Source organism: Rhodococcus sp. IEGM 1372 (assembly GCF_030056835.1).
GTDB lineage: Bacteria > Actinomycetota > Actinomycetes > Mycobacteriales > Mycobacteriaceae > Rhodococcoides.
This window is the reverse complement of the sequence record NZ_JASHKS010000001.1, coordinates 120,312-141,898: the sequence shown is the minus strand read 5'-3', so window position 1 is coordinate 141,898 and position 21,587 is coordinate 120,312. Positions and strand designations below refer to the sequence as shown.

17 protein-coding genes are annotated in these 21,587 nt (G+C 65.6%); 13 read left to right on the top strand and 4 right to left on the bottom strand.

Features of this window, described 5'->3' with window-relative positions; genetic code table 11:
* Positions 1 to 141: 141 nt before the first annotated feature.
* From mqo to QM590_RS00615, 11 genes are all read left to right on the top strand, one after another.
* Entirely contained in the window at positions 142 to 1,662 is a 1,521-nt protein-coding gene (gene mqo / locus QM590_RS00665) for a malate dehydrogenase (quinone) (RefSeq protein WP_269593635.1), read from the top strand.
* An 11-nt stretch (positions 1,663 to 1,673) separates the two neighbouring features.
* Positions 1,674 to 2,150 (top strand): GNAT family N-acetyltransferase, encoded by a 477-nt coding sequence (locus tag QM590_RS00660; RefSeq protein ID WP_068050238.1) that lies wholly within the window; start codon positions 1,674 to 1,676, stop codon positions 2,148 to 2,150.
* Positions 2,151 to 2,393: 243 nt separating this feature from the next.
* On the top strand, positions 2,394 to 4,349 hold the full coding sequence (locus QM590_RS00655) for a magnesium chelatase subunit D family protein (protein WP_269593636.1): 1,956 nt from the start codon (positions 2,394 to 2,396) through the stop codon (positions 4,347 to 4,349).
* Between the two features lie 10 nt (positions 4,350 to 4,359).
* A complete protein-coding gene (gene cobO / locus QM590_RS00650) occupies positions 4,360 to 4,980 on the top strand; it encodes a cob(I)yrinic acid a,c-diamide adenosyltransferase (RefSeq protein WP_269593637.1) in 621 nt (206 codons plus the stop codon).
* Positions 4,974 to 6,368 carry a cobyrinic acid a,c-diamide synthase CobB gene (locus QM590_RS00645; protein WP_269593638.1) on the top strand — a complete coding sequence of 465 codons (1,395 nt, stop codon included), beginning with the start codon at positions 4,974 to 4,976 and terminating at the stop codon, positions 6,366 to 6,368. The genes cobO and QM590_RS00645 overlap by 7 nt, the downstream gene beginning before the upstream one ends.
* A gap of 13 nt (positions 6,369 to 6,381) precedes the next feature.
* Positions 6,382 to 6,768: a cobalamin biosynthesis protein gene (locus QM590_RS00640; protein WP_269593639.1), complete on the top strand. Its 387-nt coding sequence runs from the start codon at positions 6,382 to 6,384 to the stop codon at positions 6,766 to 6,768.
* A gap of 2 nt (positions 6,769 to 6,770) precedes the next feature.
* Entirely contained in the window at positions 6,771 to 7,787 is a 1,017-nt protein-coding gene (locus QM590_RS00635; RefSeq protein WP_269593640.1) for a zinc-binding alcohol dehydrogenase family protein, read from the top strand.
* 57 nt (positions 7,788 to 7,844) lie between these two features.
* The gene (locus QM590_RS00630; protein ID WP_269593641.1) at positions 7,845 to 9,512 is read left to right on the top strand and encodes a DUF7800 domain-containing protein; all 1,668 of its coding nucleotides are present in this window, start codon (positions 7,845 to 7,847) and stop codon (positions 9,510 to 9,512) included.
* A gap of 52 nt (positions 9,513 to 9,564) precedes the next feature.
* A complete protein-coding gene (locus tag QM590_RS00625) occupies positions 9,565 to 11,247 on the top strand; it encodes an ATP-binding cassette domain-containing protein (RefSeq protein WP_269593642.1) in 1,683 nt (560 codons plus the stop codon).
* Between the two features lie 11 nt (positions 11,248 to 11,258).
* On the top strand, positions 11,259 to 12,494 hold the full coding sequence (gene cobA / locus QM590_RS00620; protein ID WP_499218553.1) for a uroporphyrinogen-III C-methyltransferase: 1,236 nt from the start codon (positions 11,259 to 11,261) through the stop codon (positions 12,492 to 12,494).
* A gap of 7 nt (positions 12,495 to 12,501) precedes the next feature.
* Positions 12,502 to 13,989, top strand: coding sequence for an MFS transporter (locus QM590_RS00615; RefSeq protein WP_269593733.1), 1,488 nt, complete (start codon positions 12,502 to 12,504; stop codon positions 13,987 to 13,989).
* 13 nt (positions 13,990 to 14,002) lie between these two features.
* Here QM590_RS00615 and mgtE read toward each other — a convergent pair whose 3' ends face one another.
* Genes mgtE through yaaA form a run of 3 tightly spaced genes read right to left on the bottom strand, consistent with a single transcriptional unit; the run spans position 14,003 to position 17,343 of the window.
* Positions 14,003 to 15,349: a magnesium transporter gene (gene mgtE, locus QM590_RS00610; RefSeq protein ID WP_269593644.1), complete on the bottom strand. Its 1,347-nt coding sequence runs from the start codon at positions 15,347 to 15,349 to the stop codon at positions 14,003 to 14,005.
* Between the two features lie 42 nt (positions 15,350 to 15,391).
* Positions 15,392 to 16,603, bottom strand: a complete 1,212-nt coding sequence (locus QM590_RS00605) for a DUF2786 domain-containing protein (RefSeq protein WP_269593645.1) — start codon at positions 16,601 to 16,603, stop codon at positions 15,392 to 15,394.
* Positions 16,600 to 17,343, bottom strand: coding sequence for a peroxide stress protein YaaA (yaaA, locus tag QM590_RS00600; RefSeq protein WP_068050222.1), 744 nt, complete (start codon positions 17,341 to 17,343; stop codon positions 16,600 to 16,602). The genes QM590_RS00605 and yaaA overlap by 4 nt, the downstream gene beginning before the upstream one ends.
* A gap of 69 nt (positions 17,344 to 17,412) precedes the next feature.
* Here yaaA and QM590_RS00595 point away from each other — a divergent pair, with 69 nt between their 5' ends.
* A complete protein-coding gene (locus QM590_RS00595) occupies positions 17,413 to 19,164 on the top strand; it encodes a proline--tRNA ligase (RefSeq protein ID WP_269593646.1) in 1,752 nt (583 codons plus the stop codon).
* A gap of 75 nt (positions 19,165 to 19,239) precedes the next feature.
* Entirely contained in the window at positions 19,240 to 20,964 is a 1,725-nt protein-coding gene (locus QM590_RS00590; protein WP_269593648.1) for an acyl-CoA dehydrogenase family protein, read from the top strand.
* Positions 20,965 to 20,973: 9 nt separating this feature from the next.
* On the opposite strand, the gene QM590_RS00585 is transcribed toward QM590_RS00590, so the two are convergent.
* On the bottom strand, positions 20,974 to 21,582 hold the full coding sequence (locus tag QM590_RS00585; protein WP_269593649.1) for a TetR/AcrR family transcriptional regulator: 609 nt from the start codon (positions 21,580 to 21,582) through the stop codon (positions 20,974 to 20,976).
* Positions 21,583 to 21,587 lie beyond the last annotated feature (5 nt).

The window sequence follows — 21,587 nt, the reverse complement described above, 5'->3', positions numbered from 1 at the left end:
AACCGGGTTGACGTGGTGTCCGACGGGGTAGGCCCAGCTAGTAACCTGACCGCATCGGGTGAAGTAGCCCTCTACAGCAGAGTTCTCCGGTCGATACCGCCACCGGCCGAGACCTCCACAGACAAGGAAGTCGATTCTCCAGTGTCCAAAGATGAGCAGGGTAAGCGGATCAAGACCGACGTCGTTCTGGTCGGTGCCGGAATCATGAGCGCCACCCTCGGTGCGCTGCTCCGTCAGCTCGAGCCGAACTGGTCGATCGACGTCTACGAGCGGCTCGACGCGGCCGCGGCCGAGAGCAGCGACGCGTGGAACAACGCGGGCACCGGCCACTCGGCACTGTGCGAACTGAACTACACGCCGCAGAACAAGGACGGCAGCGTCGATATCGCCAAGGCGCTCAACGTCAACGAGCAGTTCCAGGTGTCGCGTCAGTTCTGGGCACACGGCATCGAGACCGGTGTGCTCTCCGACGCCAAGAACTTCATCAATCCCATCCCGCACGTGAGCTTCGTGCACGGGGCCGAGAACGTGAAGTACCTCCGTGCGCGGTACGAGGCGCTCGTGGGCAACCCGTTGTTCGCCGGCATGGAGTACATCGACTCCAAGGACGAGTTCTCGGCGCGACTGCCGTTGATGGCCAAGGGCCGTGACTTCTCCGATCCCGTGGCCCTGAACTGGAGTCAGGAAGGCACCGACGTCGACTTCGGTGCGCTCACCAAGCAGCTGCTGAACTACCTGTCGTCCGCGGGCGGCACCGTGCACTTCGGACACGATGTGCGCAACATCACCAAGCAGTCCGACGGCAGCTGGGACGTCAAGGTCGCCAATCAGCGCACCGGCGTCAAGAAGACCGTCAACGCCAAGTTCGTGTTCGTCGGCGCAGGCGGCGGCGCACTGCACCTGCTGCAGAAGTCCGGAATCGCGGAGATCAAGGGATTCGGCGGCTTCCCGGTCAGCGGCGAGTGGTTGCGGTGCACCGATCCGGCTCTGATCGAGCAGCACTCGGCCAAGGTGTACGGCAAGGCTTCGGTCGGTGCTCCGCCGATGTCGGTCCCGCACCTCGACACCCGCGTGATCAACGGCCAGCAGGGTCTGCTGTTCGGTCCGTATGCCGGCTGGTCGCCCAAGTTCCTCAAGCAGGGCAAGATCACCGACCTGCCCAGCTCGGTGAAGCCCGGAAACCTGATGTCGATGCTCGGGGTCGGCGTGACCGAACTCGGACTCGTCAAGTACCTGGTCAGTGAACTGGCTCAGTCCCAGGCGGATCGTGTCGAGACGCTGCGTGAGTTCGCGCCCTCGGTGCTCGGCGAGAACTGGGAGCTGGTCACCGCGGGTCAGCGCGTCCAGGTGATCCGCAAGAAGGGTCGCGGCGGTGTGCTCGAGTTCGGCACCGCTGTGGTCAACGCAGCGGACGGCACCATCGCCGGACTGCTCGGTGCCTCTCCCGGCGCATCCACCGCCGTTCCGGCCATGCTGGACGTGCTGCAGCGGTGCTTCGGTGACAAGTACGACGCGTGGCAGCCCAAGCTCAAGGAAATGGTCCCGTCGCTGGGGGTCAAGCTGGCGCAGAACAGCTCGTTGTTCGGCGAGGTCTGGGGCTGGACGTCCAAGACACTGCAACTGGAAAATGCTCGTGAGCTCGCACAGCCCACGGGTGTGTGATAGCAAAAGGTATGAATACGCAAGCAGCAGCTCTCAAACGATCATGGGCACTAGACCTGTCCAACAGCACGTTGTACGACCTGTTGAAGCTGCGTGTCGAGGTGTTCGTGGTCGAGCAGGCGTGTGCGTACCCGGAGTTGGACGGGCGTGACCTGCTGACCGAGACACGGCACTTCTGGCTCGAACGGGACGGCGAAGTGGTGTGCACACTCCGCCTGCTCGAGGAGCACGACGACGGCGAGAAGGCGTTCCGTATCGGCCGGCTCTGCACGCAGCGCTCGGCCAGGGGACAGGGCCACACCACGCGAATTCTGCGAGCCGCGCTTGCCGAGGTCGGTTCGGCCCCGTGCCGGATCAACGCTCAGAGCTACCTCGTAGACATGTACGCCAAGCACGGCTTCCTGCCGGACGGCGAGGAAGTTCTCGAGGACGGCATCCCGCACACGCCGATGCGTCGGGGTGGCGGCACCGCCTGGAGCGAGAGCTGACCTCCCTGTAGTACGAGAAGAACGAATGCCACACACGGCCCTACCGTGTGTGGCATTCGTTCGTTCGGCGGTAGTGTTCCGTTCGAAGTCGGTCGCGGAGAAGTCCTGTGTCAATCAGGCGCGGTCCCGCCACTGTGTTCAGGAGAATCTTCGCTCGAGGAGATTCCCCTGTCAGCCAGATCGCCGCTCGGCTTCGCGTATCTCGACCGAACGTCCGGCGCGGAACTCCGGGCACGAAGGGAATTGGCTGTGCAGCGAAGTGGGAGTGTTCCCGAACCGGGATATCCGTTCAGTGCGATCGTCGGTCAGGATCAGCTGAGGTTGTCGCTGATTCTGTGTGCCGTGCACCCCGGTATCGGCGGTGTACTGGTGCGAGGAGAGAAGGGCACCGCGAAATCGACTGTGGTGCGCGCACTCGCGGCACTGCTGCCCGCCGTGGAAGACGAGGACGGCTCGCGTCCGGCGAAGCTCGTCGAACTTCCGGTAGGGGCAACGGAGGACCGAGTGGTGGGGTCCATCGACCTCGAGAAGGTTCTGCGCGACGGCGAACGTGCGTTTCAACCCGGTCTCCTCGCGGCTGCGCACCGTGGTGTTCTCTACGTCGACGAAGTGAACCTGCTGCACGATCACCTGGTCGACGTGTTGCTCGACGCGGCCGCGATGGGGCGGGTGCATGTCGAGCGTGACGGTGTCTCTCATTCCCACCCAGCGCAATTCGTTCTCGTAGGCACGATGAATCCCGAGGAGGGCGAGCTTCGCCCGCAGCTGCTCGACCGGTTCGGTCTGGCAGTGGAGGTGACGGCGTCGCGGGACGTGGACGTTCGCATGAACGTCGTCCGCCGCCGGATGAACTACGAGCGTGACCCGCACGCATTCGCCGCCGAGTACCGCAACGAGGACATCGCCGTGGCCGAGCAGATTCTGGCCGCCCGAAAGATTCTCGACGATGTGGTGTTGAGCGACAAGGAACTTCGGCGTATCGCCGCGCTCTGCGCATCCTTCGACGTCGACGGTATGCGCGCCGATCTTGTGCTCGCTCGCACCGCATCCGCCCACGCCGCCTGGCGAGGCGCAAGCGACGTGGCCGAGGAAGACGTGCGGATTGCCGCCGAACTGGCTCTGCCGCACCGGCGTCGGCGCGATCCCTTCGACGAGCCGGGCATCGACGACAAGCAATTGGACGACGCCATGCGGGACGCGGCCGAACAGGCCGAGCAGCAGCCGGATCCGGATCCCGACCCCGACGGCGGTGGGGGAGCTCCCGATCCCGAGGCTCCCGACGATGCCTCCCAGTCCCAACCCTCCGATACGCAGCCCTCCGACACGCAGTCCTCCGATTCGCACGAGGATTCGGCGCAACCACCGCCGCCCTCGGGTACCGGCAGTGAGAAACAGGCAGGTACTCCGGGAGCACAGTTCAGAGCACGGTTGCTCGAGGTTCCCGGAGTGGGCGAGGGTGCGCCTGGGCGACGCTCGCGGTCACGGTCAGCGCACGGACGATCGGTACGTCCCACCGTCGAGTCGGGCAAGGGCCTGCACCTGGTGGGCACCCTGTTCGCCGCGGCCGAGCAGCAAGTCGTCCGCGGCCGCACCTCCGGCCGGCTGAAGCTCGAGCCCGCGGATCTGCGGGGCGCGATCAAGGAGGGCCGCGAGGGCAACCTGATCGTCTTCGTCGTCGATGCCTCGGGTTCGATGGCTGCGCGAGATCGACTGTCCGCGGTGACCGGTGCGGTGCTCTCGCTGCTGCGCGATGCGTATCAGCGCCGCGACAAGGTTGCGGTGATCACCGTGCGCGGCACGGAAGCCGAGACGGTGTTGCCGCCGACGTCGTCGGTGGACGTGGCCGTGACGCGGTTGCGGAAGATGAAGACCGGTGGCAGATCGCCACTGGCGCAGGGTTTTCTGCAGGCACGGGAACTCGTTCTGCGAGAGCGTGTTCGAGACCCACTGCGCCGCGCTCTGGTGGTCGCGCTGACCGACGGCCGTGCCACCGGAGGCACCGACCCCGTCGGCCGGGCCCGGATCGCCGCGGGACGTATCGCGTCGGACAAGATCGCCTCCGTCGTCGTCGACTGCGAATCGGGAATGGTGCGCCTCGGGCTCGCTGCCGATTTCGCGGCGTGCCTCGGCGGCGGTTACGTGGCGCTGGCGGATCTGTCTGCGGAGCAGGTCGCCGCAGTCGTTCGCGCAGCGGCGTAGGGGGTTCGCGATGCCTCAGGGTGTACCGGCTCCCGGAACCGTTCCGCAGGACGGTCTCACGACGCGTCAGCGTCGCAATCTGCCCGTGCTTGCCGTGCACACCGGATCGGGCAAGGGAAAATCGACAGCCGCTTTCGGAATGGCGTTGCGGGCCTGGAATCAAGGGTTCGACGTCGGAGTGTTCCAGTTCGTCAAGAGTGCCAAGTGGAAGGTCGGCGAGGAAGCGGCGTTTCGCACACTCGGCGAACTGCACGAGAGCACCGGGGTCGGCGGAGCCGTCGAATGGCACAAGATGGGCGAGGGCTGGTCGTGGACTCGCAAGAAGGGCAGCGACGTCGATCACGCCGAGGCCGCGGCCGAGGGCTGGCAGGAGATCGCCCGGCGAATCGAGCAGGAGTCACACCGTTTCTACGTGTTGGACGAGTTCACCTACCCGCTCAAGTGGGGGTGGGTCGACGTCGCCGAGGTGGTCGATGTCCTGACCCGCCGACCGGGCAGTCAGCACGTCGTCATCACCGGACGCGACGCGCCCCGTGAACTGATCGAGGCAGCGGACCTGGTCACCGAGATGGCCAAGGTCAAGCATCCGATGGACGCCGGACGCAAGGGGCAGCGAGGCATCGAATGGTGAACCAGTCCTGTCCCGCAGTAGTGATCGCGGCCCCCGCGTCGGGCAGCGGAAAGACGACGGTGGCCACCGGACTGATGGGCGCGCTGCGCAACGCCGGCCGCACCGTCGCACCGTTCAAGGTGGGTCCGGACTACATCGACCCCGGATATCACTCGCTCGCGGCCGGACTCCCGGGCCGCAATCTCGACGCCGTGATGGTCGGTGCCGACCGCATCGGGCCCCTGTTCCGACACGGCAGTCGGGGCTGCGACATCGCGGTCGTCGAGGGCGTCATGGGACTGTTCGACGGCAAGATCGACATGACCGGACCGGGGGAGGCCTCCGCCGAGGGATCGACCGCACGGGTGGCCGCGATGCTCGGTGCCCCGGTGATCCTCGTGGTCGACTCCCGTGGACACAGTCAGTCGCTTGCCGCTGTGCTGCACGGGTTCTCGACGTTCGACGCCAGCGTCCGCATCGGCGGTGTGATTCTCAATCGCGTCGGCAGTCAGCGGCACGAGGACGTGTTGCGTCAAGCGTGCGAACGGGTGGGTGTTCCGGTACTGGGCGCGTTGCCGCGCATGAGCGAACTGGTGGTCCCGTCACGGCATCTGGGGTTGATCACCGCAGTCGAACACGGCGGTGCCGCAACCGATGCCGTCGACGCGATGAGCGCTCTCGTCTCGAGGTTCGTCGACATCGAGGCAGTGAGCGCCCTGGCTCGATCGTCGGTGACAGCGCCGCAGTGGTCCACGGAGGACGAGGTAGGCACCTGCGAGGGATCTCCCGTCGTCGCGGTGGCCGGTGGCCCGGCATTCACCTTCGGATACACCGAGCACGTCGAACTGCTCCGCGCAGCGGGGGCCGACGTCGCCGTGTTCGATCCACTGCGTGACGGATTACCCACCGGCACAGCGGCAGTCGTTCTCCCCGGCGGATTCCCCGAGGAGCATGCGGCCGCGTTGGCGGCGAACGAACTGCTGTTGGCCGATATCAGGACGGCCGCGGCCAAGGGTTTGCCCATTCATGCCGAATGCGCCGGATTGCTGTATCTGGCAAGCCGATTGGACGGTCATGCCATGGCCGGGGTCGTCGACGTGGACGCGGAATTCGGAAACACCCTCACGCTGGGATACCGCGATGCGGTTGCCCTCGAATCGTCCACACTGTTCGATGCGGGCACCCGAGTCACCGGCCACGAGTTCCACCGAACGAAGCTCGTGGACGTGCGCGAGAGCGCCTCGGCCGCGTGGGGCTGGCACAAGCAGAGCCCCGACGGTAGAACTGCGGCGCGCGAGGGTTTCGTGCAGGGCGGGGTCCACGCGTCGTACCTGCACACCCATGCGGCGGGCAATCCCGGATCCATCACCCGGTTCGTTGCCGCCGCAGTCGACTACGCGCGAGTGTAGAGGGACCGCGAGAATGCGGGTCGTCGTCGGAATAGGTGCCCGAGCCGGCGTCGGTTCCGCCGACGTCGAAGCGGCGATCTCGACGGTGCTGCAACCGGATTGGAGCGTCGAGGCGATCGCCTCCATCGACCGGAAAGCCGACCTGGTTGCCGCGGTGGCGTCGAGCATGGGGGTTCGGGGCGTGACGTACTCGGCGAGAGAACTGTCGACCGTCGTGACACCGACCGTGTCGGTTCGTGTGCTCGATGCCGTCGGATGCGCCAGCGTCTCCGAAGCAGCGGCACTGCTGGCCGGTCGTTCGACGGAGTTGACGGTACCCAGGTTCGGTCTGGACGGTGTCACCGTTGCCGTGGTCGAGCTCTGCCTTGACGGTGGACAGGGGGTTCGGGCCATCCTGTAGGTATGACCGAGACGATGAAAGCCGTTGCCTACACCCGTTCGCTTCCGATCGACGATCCTGCCAGCCTTACGGATGCGGTCATCGACGTGCCCACTGTGCGCCCGCGAGACCTGCTGGTAGAAGTGCGCGCCGTGTCGGTGAATCCAGTGGACGTCAAGGTCCGCGCCGGCAACGATCCGCAGGGCGCCCCGAAGGTCCTCGGGTTCGACGCCGCCGGTGTGGTGCGCGCCGTCGGTGCCGACGTCACCATGTTCGCGCCCGGCGACGAGGTCTACTACGCGGGCGACATCGGCAGACCCGGAACGAACTCGCAGTTTCATGCGGTGGACGAACGCATCGTGGCGAAGAAGCCGACCACTCTCGATTTCGCACAGGCTGCGGCGTTGCCGCTGACCGTGATCACTGCCTGGGAAGGGCTGTTCGACAAGCTCCGCATCACAGCCGAGACCACCGGAACGTTGCTGATGGTGGGTGCCACCGGTGGTGTGGGATCCGTTGTGCTGCAGCTGGTTCGGGCCCTCGTTCCTGGTGTCCACGTGATCGCGACGGCAGCGGACGGGGACGCCGTGGAGTGGGTCCGTTCTCTCGGTGCGGCCGAGGTGGTGAATCACCGGCGCGATCTTCGGGAGGAAGTGCGCCGAGTAGCGCCCGACGGCGTCGATTACGTGTTCACTGCTCATTCCTCCGGGCAGGTCGAGATCTACGCGGACCTGTTGACGCCGTTCGGTCAGATCGTGGCGATCGACGATCCGGAGACCATCGATGTTCTACCGCTCAAGACGAAGGCGATCTCGTGGCACTGGGAGTTCATGTTCGCGCGTCCGATGCACGACACGCCGGATCTGATCCGCCAGCACGAGCTACTGACCAGGGTGGCCGAGCTCGTCGATGCGGGTTCGGTGCGCACCACCGTCACGACGGTTCTGTCTCCGATCGATGCCGAGCAGCTTCGCGAAGCGCATCGGTTGGTCGAAACCGGGCACGTACGGGGAAAGGTTGTGATCGCAGCCCGCTCGTGAGGACCGATCCGCGCCACTGACTGGCGAAAGCGGGCCGACGCAGGCAATGTGGATCCAATGACTTCCGACAGCCTTGTCCTACTCGGCCCGATCGTCCGGTACGTCGGCACCGAGACTGCGACCCTGTGGTTCGAGATGGCCGAATCGTCGACCGTATCGGTCGTGACCGACGTCGGCGTCCGCGCAGAAGAACGAACGTGGGGCGTGCACGGACACCACTATGCGCTGGTGCCACTCGAAGGTCTGCCCGCCAACTCTCCGGTGCACTACGAGGTGTTCGTCGACGAGCGTCGAGTGTGGCCGCCGGAAGGCCGCAGGGCCGCCATTCACACGGTCGACGCCGAAGGACCTGTCACGCTGGCATTCGGCTCGTGTCGGCGAGGTGACAACTACAGCGACGAATCCTTGAAGGAGATCGGAGCCGACGCGTTGGCCGGGCTCGGGAACGCGCTGATCGAGGAGGACCCGAGCCGGTGGCCGCAGGCCTTGCTGCTCCTGGGCGATCAGGTCTACGCCGACGATCCGTCGCCGGAAATCGTCGAACGGCTGCAGGCGCGGCGTCGGTCCGGCGAGGGTCCACGCAGTGCCGTCGGTACCGACGCGGAGAACGAGATCTGCGATTTCGAGGAGTACTCGTGGCTGTACCGAGAGTCCTGGGGACTCGAGCCGGTGCGGACACTGTTGGCGAGCATCCCGTCGTGCATGATCCTCGACGACCACGACCTGCGCGACGACTGGAATTCCTCCGCTTCCTGGCGTCGAGACATCGTGACGCGGCCCTGGTGGAACGACCGGGTGGTCGGCGCGTATTCGTCGTACTGGGTGTATCAGCACTTGGGCAACCTCTCGCCCAAGGAATTGGCGCAGGACGAGATGTATGCCGCGGTACGATCGGCCGCCAGTGACGCCGAGCGGGAGAAGTTGTTGTCCGACTTCGCTTTACGAGTGGACAGGCGGCCCGAGACCGGACGCTGGAGCTTCTACCGAGACTTCGGTGACACACGGCTGATCATGATCGATTCGCGCTGCTCTCGAAACCTGGATCCGGACAACAGAGAAATGGTCGACGAGAAGGAGTGGGCGTGGGTACGTGAACGCGCGCTCGAGACCACTCCGCGGCATCTGCTGTTCGGATCGTCGTTGCCCTACCTCATGCTGCCCGCGCTGCACTACCTGGAACAGTGGAACGAGGCTGTGGCGCAGGGCAGTTGGGGGTCGATGTCGGCCAAGGTGGCCGAGAAGATGCGGATCGGTCTCGATCTCGAACACTGGGCCGCTTTCACCAACTCGTTCAACGACATGGCCGCTCTGACGCGTGAGCTCTCCCGCGGCGAGAACAAACCCGCCTCGATCATGTGGCTGTCCGGAGACGTGCACTGTTCCTACGTGGCGAACGCGGACTTCGGTGTCGGCGGGCGCGAGGTACCGGCCACGTATCAGCTCACCATGTCTCCGTTCCGCAATCCGCTCGATCTGCCGATTCGCGCGGTCAACAAGCTGGCCATCAAGCGTCCCGCCGCCCGAATTCTGTCGAAGCTGGCGCGCGCTGCCCACGTGGGCCCCTCCGGTGTCGAATGGGAGGCCGAGGCAGGCCCGTGGTTCGACAACGGCGTCATGCTGCTGACTCTGCACGGCGACTCCGCCCGGTTGCGGGTGCACCATGCTCACGTCGACGATGCGGGCAAGCAGGTGCTCACCGAGACGTCGACCCTGGCCCTCGCCTAGCGAACGGTAAACGATTGGCTATAGCCGGGCCGATGAGGTTGGCTGGTTCGTTGTGGCCCACCTCGAACTCAACGACATCGTCTACTTCCTGCCCGACGGGCGGCAGTTGCTCAACGGTGTCGGGTTTCGTGTCGGCGACGGTGCCAAGACCGCCCTCATCGGGCCCAACGGAACCGGTAAGACCACGCTGACGCGCATCATCGCGGGTGACGAGACCCCCGACGAGGGATCGGTGTCGAGTTCGGGCTCGCTCGGAGTGATGCGGCAGTTCGTCGGCCAGCTACGCGACGACTCGACCGTGCGCGATCTGCTGCTGTCGGTTGCGTCCCCGGCCGTGCGGACGGCCGCCGCTGCCCTCGACACCGCCGAGAACACGATGATCGAGGTCGACGACGAGAAGACCCAGATGAAATACGCACAGGCCCTGTCGGATTGGGGCGATGTCGGCGGTTACGACCTCGAACCGTTCTGGGACAAGGTCACCACGGCGGCCCTCGGAATGCCGTTCGACCGCGCGAAGTGGCGCGCTGCATCGACCCTCAGTGGCGGTGAGCAGAAGCGCCTGGTGCTCGAAGCGTTGTTCGCCGGCACCGACAATCTGTTGCTTCTCGACGAACCGGACAACTACCTCGATGTGCCGGGCAAACGCTGGCTCGAAGCGACCATTCGTGATTCCGACAAGTCCGTTCTGTTCATCAGTCACGACCGGGAGCTCATCGCCAACGCCGCGAATCGGATCGTGACGCTGGAACCGGGCGTCAGCGGTGCCACTTCCTGGGTGCACGGCGGCGGGTTCGCGACGTATCACGCTGCGCGTGAGGACCGGAATGCTCGGCTCGACGAACTACGACGGCGGTGGGACGAGGAACTGGTCAAACTCCGGGCACTGGTGCTGCGTCTGCGAGAGAAGGCCAAGTTCAACGACGGGGTCGCTGCGCGCTATCACGCGTCCCAGACTCGATTGGCGAAGTTCGAGGAGGCTGGACCGCCGGAAGCGGTGCCGTTGAAGCAGCACGTCACCGTTCGTCTGCGCGGCGGCCGAACAGCCAAGCGCGCGTTGGTGTGTACGGCACTGGAACTGACCGGACTGATGAAGCCCTTCGACACCGAGATCTGGTACGGAGACCGCGTCGCCGTGCTGGGCTCCAACGGTTCCGGCAAATCGCACTTCCTGCGTTTGCTCGCCAACGGTGGAACCGATCCGGAGAAGGAGCACGAGCCGGTTCAGGAACTGGCACTCGATCCGGTTCCGCACACCGGCACCGCGGTGCTCGGCGCTCGCGTTCGGCCCGGCCTGTTCGCGCAGACCCACACTCGGCCCGATCTCGCGGGCAACACACTCCTCGACATCCTGCACATGGGCAACGAACACCGCGACGGCATGGGCCGGGAGGCTGCAGGCCGGGCACTGGACCGCTACGGTCTGGCCCGAGCCGCCGAACAGTCCTACGACAATCTTTCCGGTGGCCAGCAGGCGCGCGTACAGATTCTGCTGCTCGAACTCTCCGGGGCCACCCTGCTGCTGCTGGACGAGCCGACCGACAACCTCGACCTGATGTCCGCCGACGCACTCGAAGACGCCATCGCCGCGTTCGACGGCACCGTCATCGCCGTGACCCACGACCGCTGGTTCGCGCGCAGCTTCGACCGATTCCTCGTGTTCGGCAGCACCGGTCAGGCCTACGAATCGAACGAGCCCGTATGGGGCGAGAAGCGGGTGCAGCGCGCGCGGTAGCGTTTCCTCTCGTGAACGCGACTGACTCTCCCTATCTGGTCGGCCTCAATCTGGAAGGTCGACGCGTCGTCGTGGTCGGTGGCGGCACCGTCGCGCAGCGCCGATTGCCGCTGCTCATCTCCTGCGGTGCCGTGGTTCACGTCATCACTCGGGAGGCCACGCCCGCTGTGGAGGCGATGGCAACTGCCGGTCAGGTGACCATGGAGTTGCGTGACTATCGCGAGGGCGACCTCGCCGACGCCTGGTACGCCGTCGCGTGCACCGACGAGGCCGCGACCAACATCGCCATCGTCGCCGAGGCCACCGCGTCCAAGATCTTCTGTGTGCGAGCCGACATCGCCAAGGACGGCACCGCGGTCACCCCGGCGTCCGCCGAATGGGACGGGCTGACCCTCGGAGTGCTCGCCGGCGGGGAGCACCGTCGATCGGCCGCGGTACGCAATGCCGTCATAGAGGCCCTGCAGTCAGGTGTGGTCGCCGACTCGGACCGTGCGCCGTTGACGGGCGTCGCGCTGGTCGGTGGCGGACCCGGCGATCCGGACCTCATCACCGTCCGCGGGCGCAGGCTGCTCGCCTATGCCGATGTCGTGGTGGCCGATCGGCTCGCGCCGCCCGAGCTGCTGGCCGAACTGGGCCCGCACGTGGAGGTCATCGATGCCTCGAAGATTCCGTACGGCCGCGCGATGGCGCAGGAGGCGATCAACCAGGCGCTGATCGACGGGGCGAAGGCAGGCAAGTTCGTCGTCCGACTCAAGGGCGGCGACCCCTACGTGTTCGGTAGGGGATACGAAGAACTCGAAGCGCTCGCTGCCGAGGGAATTCCGGTCACCGTGGTGCCCGGCATCACCAGCGCCATTTCGGTGCCCTCGTCCGCCGGGATCCCGGTGACGCATCGCGCCGTCACCCACGAGTTCGTCGTTGTCAGCGGCCACGTGGCACCCGACCATCCCGATTCGCTCGTCGACTGGGACGCGTTGGCCAAACTCAAGGGCACCATCGTCCTGCTCATGGCCGTCGAACGGATCGGGCAGTTCGCCGACGTACTCATCGCGGGCGGCCGGGCGTCCGATACCCCGGTCATCGTCGTACAGGAGGGCACCATGCGTACTCAGCGCGAGGTTCGAGCGACGTTGAGCACCGTCGCCGACGCCGTTCGCGAAGCGGGGATCAGGCCTCCCGCGATCGTCGTTATCGGGACCGTTGCCGGTTTCTCTGTGCACGCCGGTAACGTGAAGACTCGTGCCTGAGTCCTCGATGTCCGATACGTCCACCACCGAGATCAAATACCCGGTGACGACCAGAGCATTCGGGTTGGCGATCATCGTCCTGAGTGGTCTGCAGTTGATGGTGGTGCTCGACGGCACCGTGGCCAATCTGGCACTTGCTCCGTTGCAGGCGGATCTGGGCCTGTCAGATGCCGGACGCAACTGGGTGCTCACGTCGTATGCCCTCGCCTTCGGCGGGCTCATGCTCCTCGGCGGCAGACTCGGTGACGCATTCGGTCGCAAGAAGATGTTCCTGGCCGGCGTCGTGCTGTTCACCATCGCATCCCTGCTGTGCGGGCTCGCGGTCAACGAGGCAACGCTGGTAGCGGCGCGCGCGCTCCAGGGCGTCGGAGCCGCGGTGGCGTCGCCCACGGCGTTCGCATTGGTGGCGACCACCTTCGCGCCGGGCCCGGTACGAAACCAGGCCATCGCGATATACGCGGCCATGACCGGTGTCGGCTCCATCGCAGGCCTGATCATCGGCGGTGCGCTGACCGAGGTGTCGTGGCGGTGGATCTTCCTGATCAACGTGCCGATCGGTGTCGTCATCGTGGTGCTCGCAGTCGTGTCTCTGCAGGAGACGGTGGGGGCAAAGCTACCGCTCGACGTGCCGGGAGCGATTCTGGCGACGCTCGGCTGCACCGGAGTGGTGCTCGCTCTGAGCGAGGGCACCGAACTCGGCTGGACCAATCCGATCGTCATTGTCTCGCTGATCGCCGGACTGCTCTTCCTCGGGCTGTTCCTGCTGGTCGAGCGCCGCGCCGACAATCCATTGCTGCCGTTCTCGCTGTTCGGCAGCCGAGACCGGGTAGCGACGTTCGTGGCCATCTTCTTCGCCGGTGGCGTGATGTTCTGCCTCGCCGCCTACGTGGCACTGTTCGTCCAGGACATCCTGGGATACAGCCCGTTGCACGCGGGCCTGGCGTTCGTGCCGTTCGCCTTCGGACTCGGTGCCGCCGCATTCCTGGCCTCGCAGCTGGTGACGCGTATCGCCCCACGGTGGTTGATTCTGAGCGGTGCCGTCATCATGGTCGGGTGGCTGATGGTGTCGGTCGCGACGATGAACGCGGACTCGTCGTACTTCCCCGGACTGTTCTTCCCCGTCATCGGTATCGGATTCGGCGTCGGCCTGACGGTCGTGCCGCTTCCGCTGTGCGCCATCGCCGGAGTCAGCCCCACCGAGATCGGCCCGTTGACCGCTATCGCCCTGGTTGCTCAGACCCTCGGCGGCCCGCTGGCGCTCGCCGTGATCGGTGCGTTGGTCACCTCTCGAACATTGTCTCTCGGTGGCATCTCCGGACCGGCAACGTTGATGAACGACAGCCAACTCGACGCGTTGAGCTCGGGCTACATGTTCGCGCTCTTCTGCTGCGCAGTCTGCGCCGTGGTCGCGGGAATCGCTGCGGTGTTCATTCGCTTCACCCCGGAGCAGGTAGCGCAGGCGCAGGCCGCTCAGGAAGACGCCCAGAAGGGCTGACGAGCAGGGCCGATCACACGCCCAGTACGGCCTTGGCGATGAGGAAGTAGACGATCAACCCCGTCGCGTCGCAGAAGGTGGAGATGAAGGGCGTCGAGAAGACAGCTGGGTCCACCCCGATCTTCTTCGCGATCAGCGGCATCGCACCGCCGACCGTGGCTGCGAGAGTGCAGATGGACAGCAGCGTCGTACCGATGACGACCCCGAGGTGCCAGTCGTAGACGAGTCCGGCGATGACGAAGCCCAGGGTGCCGAGCATCGCACCCATCGTCGCGCCGACGCGAACCTCGCGAAACAACACGGCGGCGATGTCGCGCGGTCGCACGTCGCCCAGTGCGAGTGCCCGCGTGACAGTGGTCGCGGCCTGGGATCCGGTGTTGCCGCCGGTCCCGGTCAGCAGCGGAATGAACAGCGCGAGAGTGACGACTGCGGCGAGTGCGTGCTCGAAGATCTCGAGAACCTGCACCGTGAGGATGGCCGACAGCGCCAACACCAGCAACCACACCACGCGCGAGCGAACGATGGACAGCACCGGCGTCGACAGATACGGCCGGCGCAGCGGCTCCGAGCCACCGGCGCGGGCGGCGTCCTCGTCCTCGGCTTCCTCCAGGATTCGTGAGGACTGCTCCAGTGTGAGAATGCCGATCAGTCGTTTCTCGGAATCGACCACCACCACCGCAGGACTGCGGTGCTCGAAGCACAGTCGTGCGGCCTCCTCCGCCGACGAATCGGCCTCGACCACAGGATGATCCGAGTACAGGTCGCCGACCGGGGTGCTCGGTGCCGCGGTCGCCAGGTCGGCGAGGGTCACCACCCCCAGCAGAGTTCGGTCATCGTCGGTGATCGGCAACAGGTACACCGACTCGGCGTCCGAGCCGGTGCGCCGCACGGCGACGAGTGCGTCGGCGGCGGTCGCTGCAGTCCGCAGTCGAACGAACTCCGGGCTCATCCGGCGGCCGACCGACCCGCGGTCGTACCCCAGCATGGGCGCGGTGAGTGCGCGCTCGTCGGGAGACAGGCCCACCAGCAGCCGATGCGCGACATTGGAGGGGAGTTCGTCGAGCAGCTCGACGCGGTCGTCCGGGTCGAGATCCTCGAACAGCGCGATGACGTCGTCGCTGCGCAGACTCTCGAACAACTCGCCGCGAACGGTGGCGTCGAATCGCTCGAAGGCCGTCACGGCCTCGTCCTTGGGCAGAAGACGAAACAACACCGCGCGTCGAGACGAGTCGACCCGCTCGAGCATGCGCACCGCATCGGTCGTCGACAGCTCACCCATCAGAGTGGACAGTGCGGCCATGTCACGGGCGGTGAGGAGTTCGGACGTTCGCGTCATGATGTCGTCGAGAGTTTCCGGCACGGAACCATTTTGCCTTGCGGATCGACAGTCGACTCCCACACCTCAGCGCGAGAGATCGGCCCGATCCGCCGCAGCCTGGCCCGAATCCCATCCCTCGGCGTCAAGGCGTGGGCCGCGCATCGGCTTCGCCGTCGGGAACAGTCGATCGAATTCGGCTTCGACGGCGACGGTCTGAGCGGCGAGTATCGGTAGTAGATCACCGGATTCGTGACTCGCCTCCTCGAGGGCGTTCGCATCGGCGTCGGTGAGGCGGTCTCCGATACGGACGGCGTACGCGTACAGGAATGCTTTGCCGAACGCCGCCGATCCGGCCTTCTTGCGCTTCTTCGCCTGCGGTGAATGCCCGAGGGCGCGTGTGGCCTGAACGAGCAGAGAGGTGAACAGCAACTCGGTCTGTTCCACGTCCACCGGCGCTCCGACCAGGGTTGCGACGGCGAACTCCTGGTCCCAGATCGCTTTGACGCGGTTGGCGGTTCCGACGACGTGCAACAGCTGCGCCTTGGCCGGGGCATGCGGGCCGTCGACATGAACGCGTCGGCCGTGAATATCGATGTGGCCCTGCGAGAGCAACATGGTGTCGATGGAGTAGCGCGTCATCAACTCCTGGGCTTTGGCCGTCAGCGTCTCGGCCTCCTCCTCGAAGTCCGTGGCGTCGGCCTTGGCCAGTAGCCCGCGAATCTTGCTCAGCATCTTGGTGTTCGGGGAGTCGGAGCCGGCGACACCGGTCACCGTAGGACGAGTGCGCGGCCACTGGGACGGCTTCGGGCCGAGCTGAGGCCACCGGGGGAGTGTCTGCCATCGACCGAGCAGGGTGAGTACGTCGAGCCACTGATCACTGGCCGCGATGTAATCGGTCTTACCGGAAGAGGTCAGGTACGCGGTCAGGAAATCGGGCGTGGCCTCGACCCGGGCCGCAACCTTCGGGAACTGCTCGCAGATCGTGGACATCTGATCCACCCAGTCCTGTGGAGCCCGCGAGTCCGCGTCGGCGAGGTCGGCCTGATGCAGCAGTACCGCGGCAGCGAGATCGGCCACTGCCACCGTGTGCTGACGCCGCACGACGTGCACCAGATCCATGGGCTGCCAGCCGTTTTCGTACAACGTCTCGATCATGTTCGTCAGCGCGCGAGAGCCGAGTTCGGTCGCGTCCATCGAGACCAGTCGATCTGCGACGTCGTCGGCGACGCGTTGGCTCTTGGTCTTGCCGACCGAGGCGTCGGCGCCGCGGCGGAGCAGTCCAGGAATCTCGCTCATTCGGTGAGCACGATCAATTCGGTGCTCGATGCCACTTCGACTCGCAGTCCGGCCTTGGACGCCACGCGCGCAACGGCTTTCACGTCCTTCGGCTCGGCGGTGGTCAGAGTCAACGCGCGTGCCAGCAGGCCCTTGTGGTGCTTGTTGAAGTGGCTCACCACCGAACGGGTGCCGTCGGGCTTCTCGGTGAGCACCGTGGCGGTGATCGCACCGGGGACGGGACCGAGCTGCTGGTAAGTGCCGGATCGGAGGTCGACGACGATCCCCTCGTCCTCGGCGTCGATGGCGTCGGAGAGTTCGGGCTTCCAGTGTGAGCGCAGGGTGCCGAAATTCGGAACGGTCGATCCACCGGAGAGTCGGTAGTACGGAATCGGATCGCAGGCACGGACGGCTCCGAACAGAGCCGAGCCGATCCACAGCCGCGCGTCCGCTCGGGCGCGACCGGCCCGAGTGAACGACGCCGCATCGAGGGCGTCGTAGAGCACGCCGGTGTACCGCTGCAGCGCAGGTGTGGTCGGTGAGGTCCACACTCGGGCGTTGCGTTCGATCTCGTCCTTCTGGGTGGGGCCGAGGCCGAGCGCTGCGATCGATGCATCGACGTCGCCGGCGAGTTCCACCAGCGCGTCGGCGAGCTTTCGGCGGAGCGGTGTCAACGTGGGCAACGACAGTCGGTCCAGATCGAGAGGTGCTCCGGAACCGCCGTCGGACTTCGTCTCGGAGGGAGGCAGCAGAATCAGCACGGGCACGAGGCTACTCACTGTACGGCCGCCTGCTCACAGGCACTGCGTGAGCGACTAGTCTGACAACCCGTGATCACCCGTCTTTCGCAGTTGTTCCTTCGTACCCTTCGCGACGACCCCGCCGACGCCGAGGTCGACAGCCACAAGCTGTTGGTCCGCGCCGGCTATGTCCGTCGTATCGCGCCTGGCGTCTACTCCTGGTTGCCGCTGGGTCTGCGGGTGCTGCGGCAGGTCGAGCGCGTCGTGCGCGAGGAGATGAACGCCATCGGTGCGCAGGAGATTTCTCTGCCCGCACTGCTGCCGCGCGAGCCGTACGAGACCACCAATCGGTGGACCGAATACGGCGACGCGCTGTTCCGGCTGCAGGACCGCAAGGGCAACGACATGCTGCTCGGTCCCACCCACGAGGAATTGTTCGCGTTGACGGTCAAGGCCGAATACAACTCGTACAAGGACCTGCCGGTCATGCTGTACCAGATCCAGACCAAGTACCGCGACGAGGAGCGTCCCCGCGCCGGCATTCTGCGCGGGCGTGAATTCGTGATGAAGGACTCGTACTCCTTCGACATGGACGAGGACGGACTGAAGAAGTCCTACGCCGCTCACCGTGAGGCGTACCAGCGCATCTTCGCCCGCCTCGGTGTCAGCTACGTCATCGTCGCCGCGACGTCCGGTGCCATGGGAGGCAGTGCCTCCGAGGAATTCCTGGCCGAGAGCGACATCGGCGAGGACACCTACGTGCGCTGCATCGAATCGGGATACGCGGCCAACGTCGAGGCCGTCACCACTCCGGCACCGGCGCCGCTGCCCATCGAGGGGCAGCCGGCCGCCGTCGACCACGAGACCGGCGACACCCCGACCATCGCGACCCTGGTGGAGTGGGCCAACTCCGCGGATCTCGGACGCACCGTCACCGGCGCGGACACGCTCAAGAACATTCTGCTCAAGGTGCGCAACGCAGAAGGGGAGTGGGAACTGCTCGCCGTCGGCCTGCCCGGTGACCGAGAGGTCGACGAGAAGCGCCTCGAAGCGTCTCTCGAGCCTGCCGAGTTCGCCCTGTTGACCGACGCGGACTTCGCTGCCAATCCGTTCCTCGTCAAGGGGTACATCGGGCCTCGCGCGTTGCAGGCCAACGGTGTTCGCTACCTCGTCGACCCGAGGGTCGTCGACGGAACGTCGTGGATCACCGGCGCGGACGTCAAGGGCAAGCACGTGGTGAACCTCGTCGCCGGTCGCGATTTCGTTCCCGACGGCACCATCGAAGCAGCCGAGGTGCGCGACGGCGACATGTCTCCCGACGGTCGCGGCCCGCTCGTCAGTGCTCGCGGAATCGAGATCGGGCACATCTTCCAGCTCGGCTCCAAGTACACCGATGCGTTCTCGGTCGACGTCCTCGGTGAGACCGGCAAGCCGGTTCGCCTGACTCAGGGTTCGTACGGTGTGGGCGTCTCCCGTCTGGTCGCCGTGATCGCCGAGCAGATGCACGACGACAAGGGTCTGCGATGGCCGTCGGAGGTTGCGCCAGCCGATGTCCATCTGGTGATCGCCAACAAGGACGACGCGGCTCGCGCCGGTGCGGAATCGATCGCCACACAACTCGATACGCAGGGCATCGAGGTGCTCTTCGATGATCGCAAGGCCTCACCAGGAGTGAAGTTCAAGGACTCGGAACTGATCGGCGTCCCGCTGGTGGTCGTTCTCGGCCGTGGCTGGGCCGACGGCAAGGTCGAGATCCGCGATCGCTTCTCCGGTGAGAGTCGCGAGCTGGACATCGACTCGGCGGTCGAGGAGATCGTGAAGGCCGTGCGCCGCACTCCGTAGAAGAGTCTCGCGATCTCTCTGCGCGGCCGTGTACCCGCTGGTAGCTTCGGGTCAACGACTATGAGAGGTCACCACGTGTCTCACTATGCGCTGTTCGATCCCACAACCTTCGATCCGGCCGAGCTCGACGAGGATTCTCGCCGACAATTGCGTGCACTGATCGACTGGTTCGAGAGTCGCGGCAAAGGCAGGCTGTTGGCGGACGATCTCGACAGCGTATGGCCGTCCGACTTTCTGGAATTCGTCGCCGAGCAGAAGTTGTTCGCGACGTTCTCCACGCCCGCCGCCTATGCGGACGGGAGGCCGAACACGCGCTGGGACGCCGCTCGCAATGCCGCGCTGAGCGAGGTTCTCGGGTTCTACGGTCTGGCCTACTGGTACACCTGGCAGGTCACCGTGCTGGGTCTCGGTCCCATCTGGATGAGCGCCAACGACGACGCCAAACGCCGCGCCGCACGCGAGTTGGACCGCGGCGGGGTGATGGCGTTCGGTCTGTCCGAGCGAGCGCACGGAGCCGACGTGTACTCCACCGACATGCTGTTGACGCCCACGACCGAGGACTCCGAGCTCGAGTTCACCGCGTCGGGGGAGAAGTACTACATCGGAAACGGCAACGTGGCGAACATGGTCTCGGTGTTCGGCCGACGTACCGACGTCGAAGGACCCGATTCGTACGTGTTCTTCGTGGCCGACAGTGCGCACCCGGCCTATCGGCTCCGCGAGAGCGTCGTTCACGGTCAGATGTACGTCAGCACGTTCGCGCTCGAGAACTACCCCGTCCGGCGACAGGACATCCTGCACACCGGTGCCGACGCGTTCTCGGCAGCTCTCAACACGGTCAACGTCGGAAAGTTCAACCTGTGCACCGGGTCCATCGGCATCTGTGAGCACGCCTTCCACGAGGCGATCACGCATGCGAACAACAGAGTTCTGTACGGCAATCGGGTCACCGACTTTCCGCACGTGCGCAGTGCGTTCGTCGATGCCTATTCGCGCTTGATCGCGATGAAGCTCTTCAGCGCGCGGGCCCTGGACTACTTCCGTGCCGCAGGGCCCGAGGACCGGCGCTACCTGCTGTTCAACCCGATGACGAAGGCGAAGGTGACCTCGGAGGGCGAAACGGTCGTGCGGCTGCTGCACGACGTCATCGCGGCCAAGGGCTACGAGAAGAACACCTACTTCCGCGAAGCCGCCCAGCTGATCGGAACATTGCCCAAGCTCGAGGGCACGGTGCACGTCAACGTGGCGCTGATGCTCAAATTCATGCCGGCCTACATGTTCTCGCCCACCGACTATCCGGACGTCGGTACCCGAACCGAGCCGGTCGACGACAGCTTCTTCTTCGCCCAGGGGCCGGCCCGCGGTGCGAGTTCGGTGCGGTTCCACGACTGGAAGCCGTTGTACGAGAAGCACTCCGGAATCCCCAACGTGGGACGCTTCTACGAGCAGGCACAGGCATTCACCTCGTTCCTCGCCGAGTGTGCGCCCGACGAGTCCCAGCAGAAGGACCTCGATTTCCTGCTGGTGGTGGGTCACCTGTTCTCGCTCGTGGTCTACGGTCACCTTCTGCTCGAGCAGGCCGACGAGATCTCGTCCGAGATGATGGACCAGATCTTCGACTTCCAGATCAGAGACTTCTCCGGCTATGCCGTCGCGCTGTACGGGAAGCCGTCATCGACTGGAGCGCAACAGCAGTGGGCGCTCGATTCGATTCGCAAGCCGGTGGTCGACGCGGGGCGTTTCGAGACGGTCTGGAACGAGGTCGTCTCGTACGACGGTCGGTACGAGATGCGTCCCTAGCGCCGACGCTCAGCCGGGATCGGCCGGGACCAGATTGGTTCCGAACGCGCACACCGTCATCTCGTGCAGTCCGGCGCTGTCGTACGGATGCTCGAGCGCCTGCATCGACATGAGGACGTTGAGCAGCATCCCGTGCGCGATGAACTGCCGTGCCTGATCCTCGGAACAACCTGTGCCGGCACGTATCTGGCTGTAGATGGCGCCCATTCCCTCCCGGGCTGCCCGGCCGATCTCGGGTACCGAGCCTGCGCCGAATCCGTGCATCATGACCATCAACAGGTCGCGATCGGCCACCAGATCGGCATAGGCGGAACCGAGATTCGCCCAGGTGCTGTCGTCGTCGGGGTCGAGCGGGCCCGCCGCCAGCACGGCATCGAACGCGGCCATGATGCCGTCGACGGAGCGTTGGAACACCAGACGAAACAACTCGACCTTGGTGCCGAACATGCGGACCACATACGGCTGAGAGACGCCCGCTTCCTTCGCGACCGCATCGGTACTGGTGCCGGCGTAACCCCCGCGCGCGAACGCGCGCATCGCTGCGTCGAGCACGAGCTCTCGGCGGTCGGCCGCATCCATGCGGGTGGCTCTGGGCTTGGGCGCTGACGGGTCGGACATGTTGA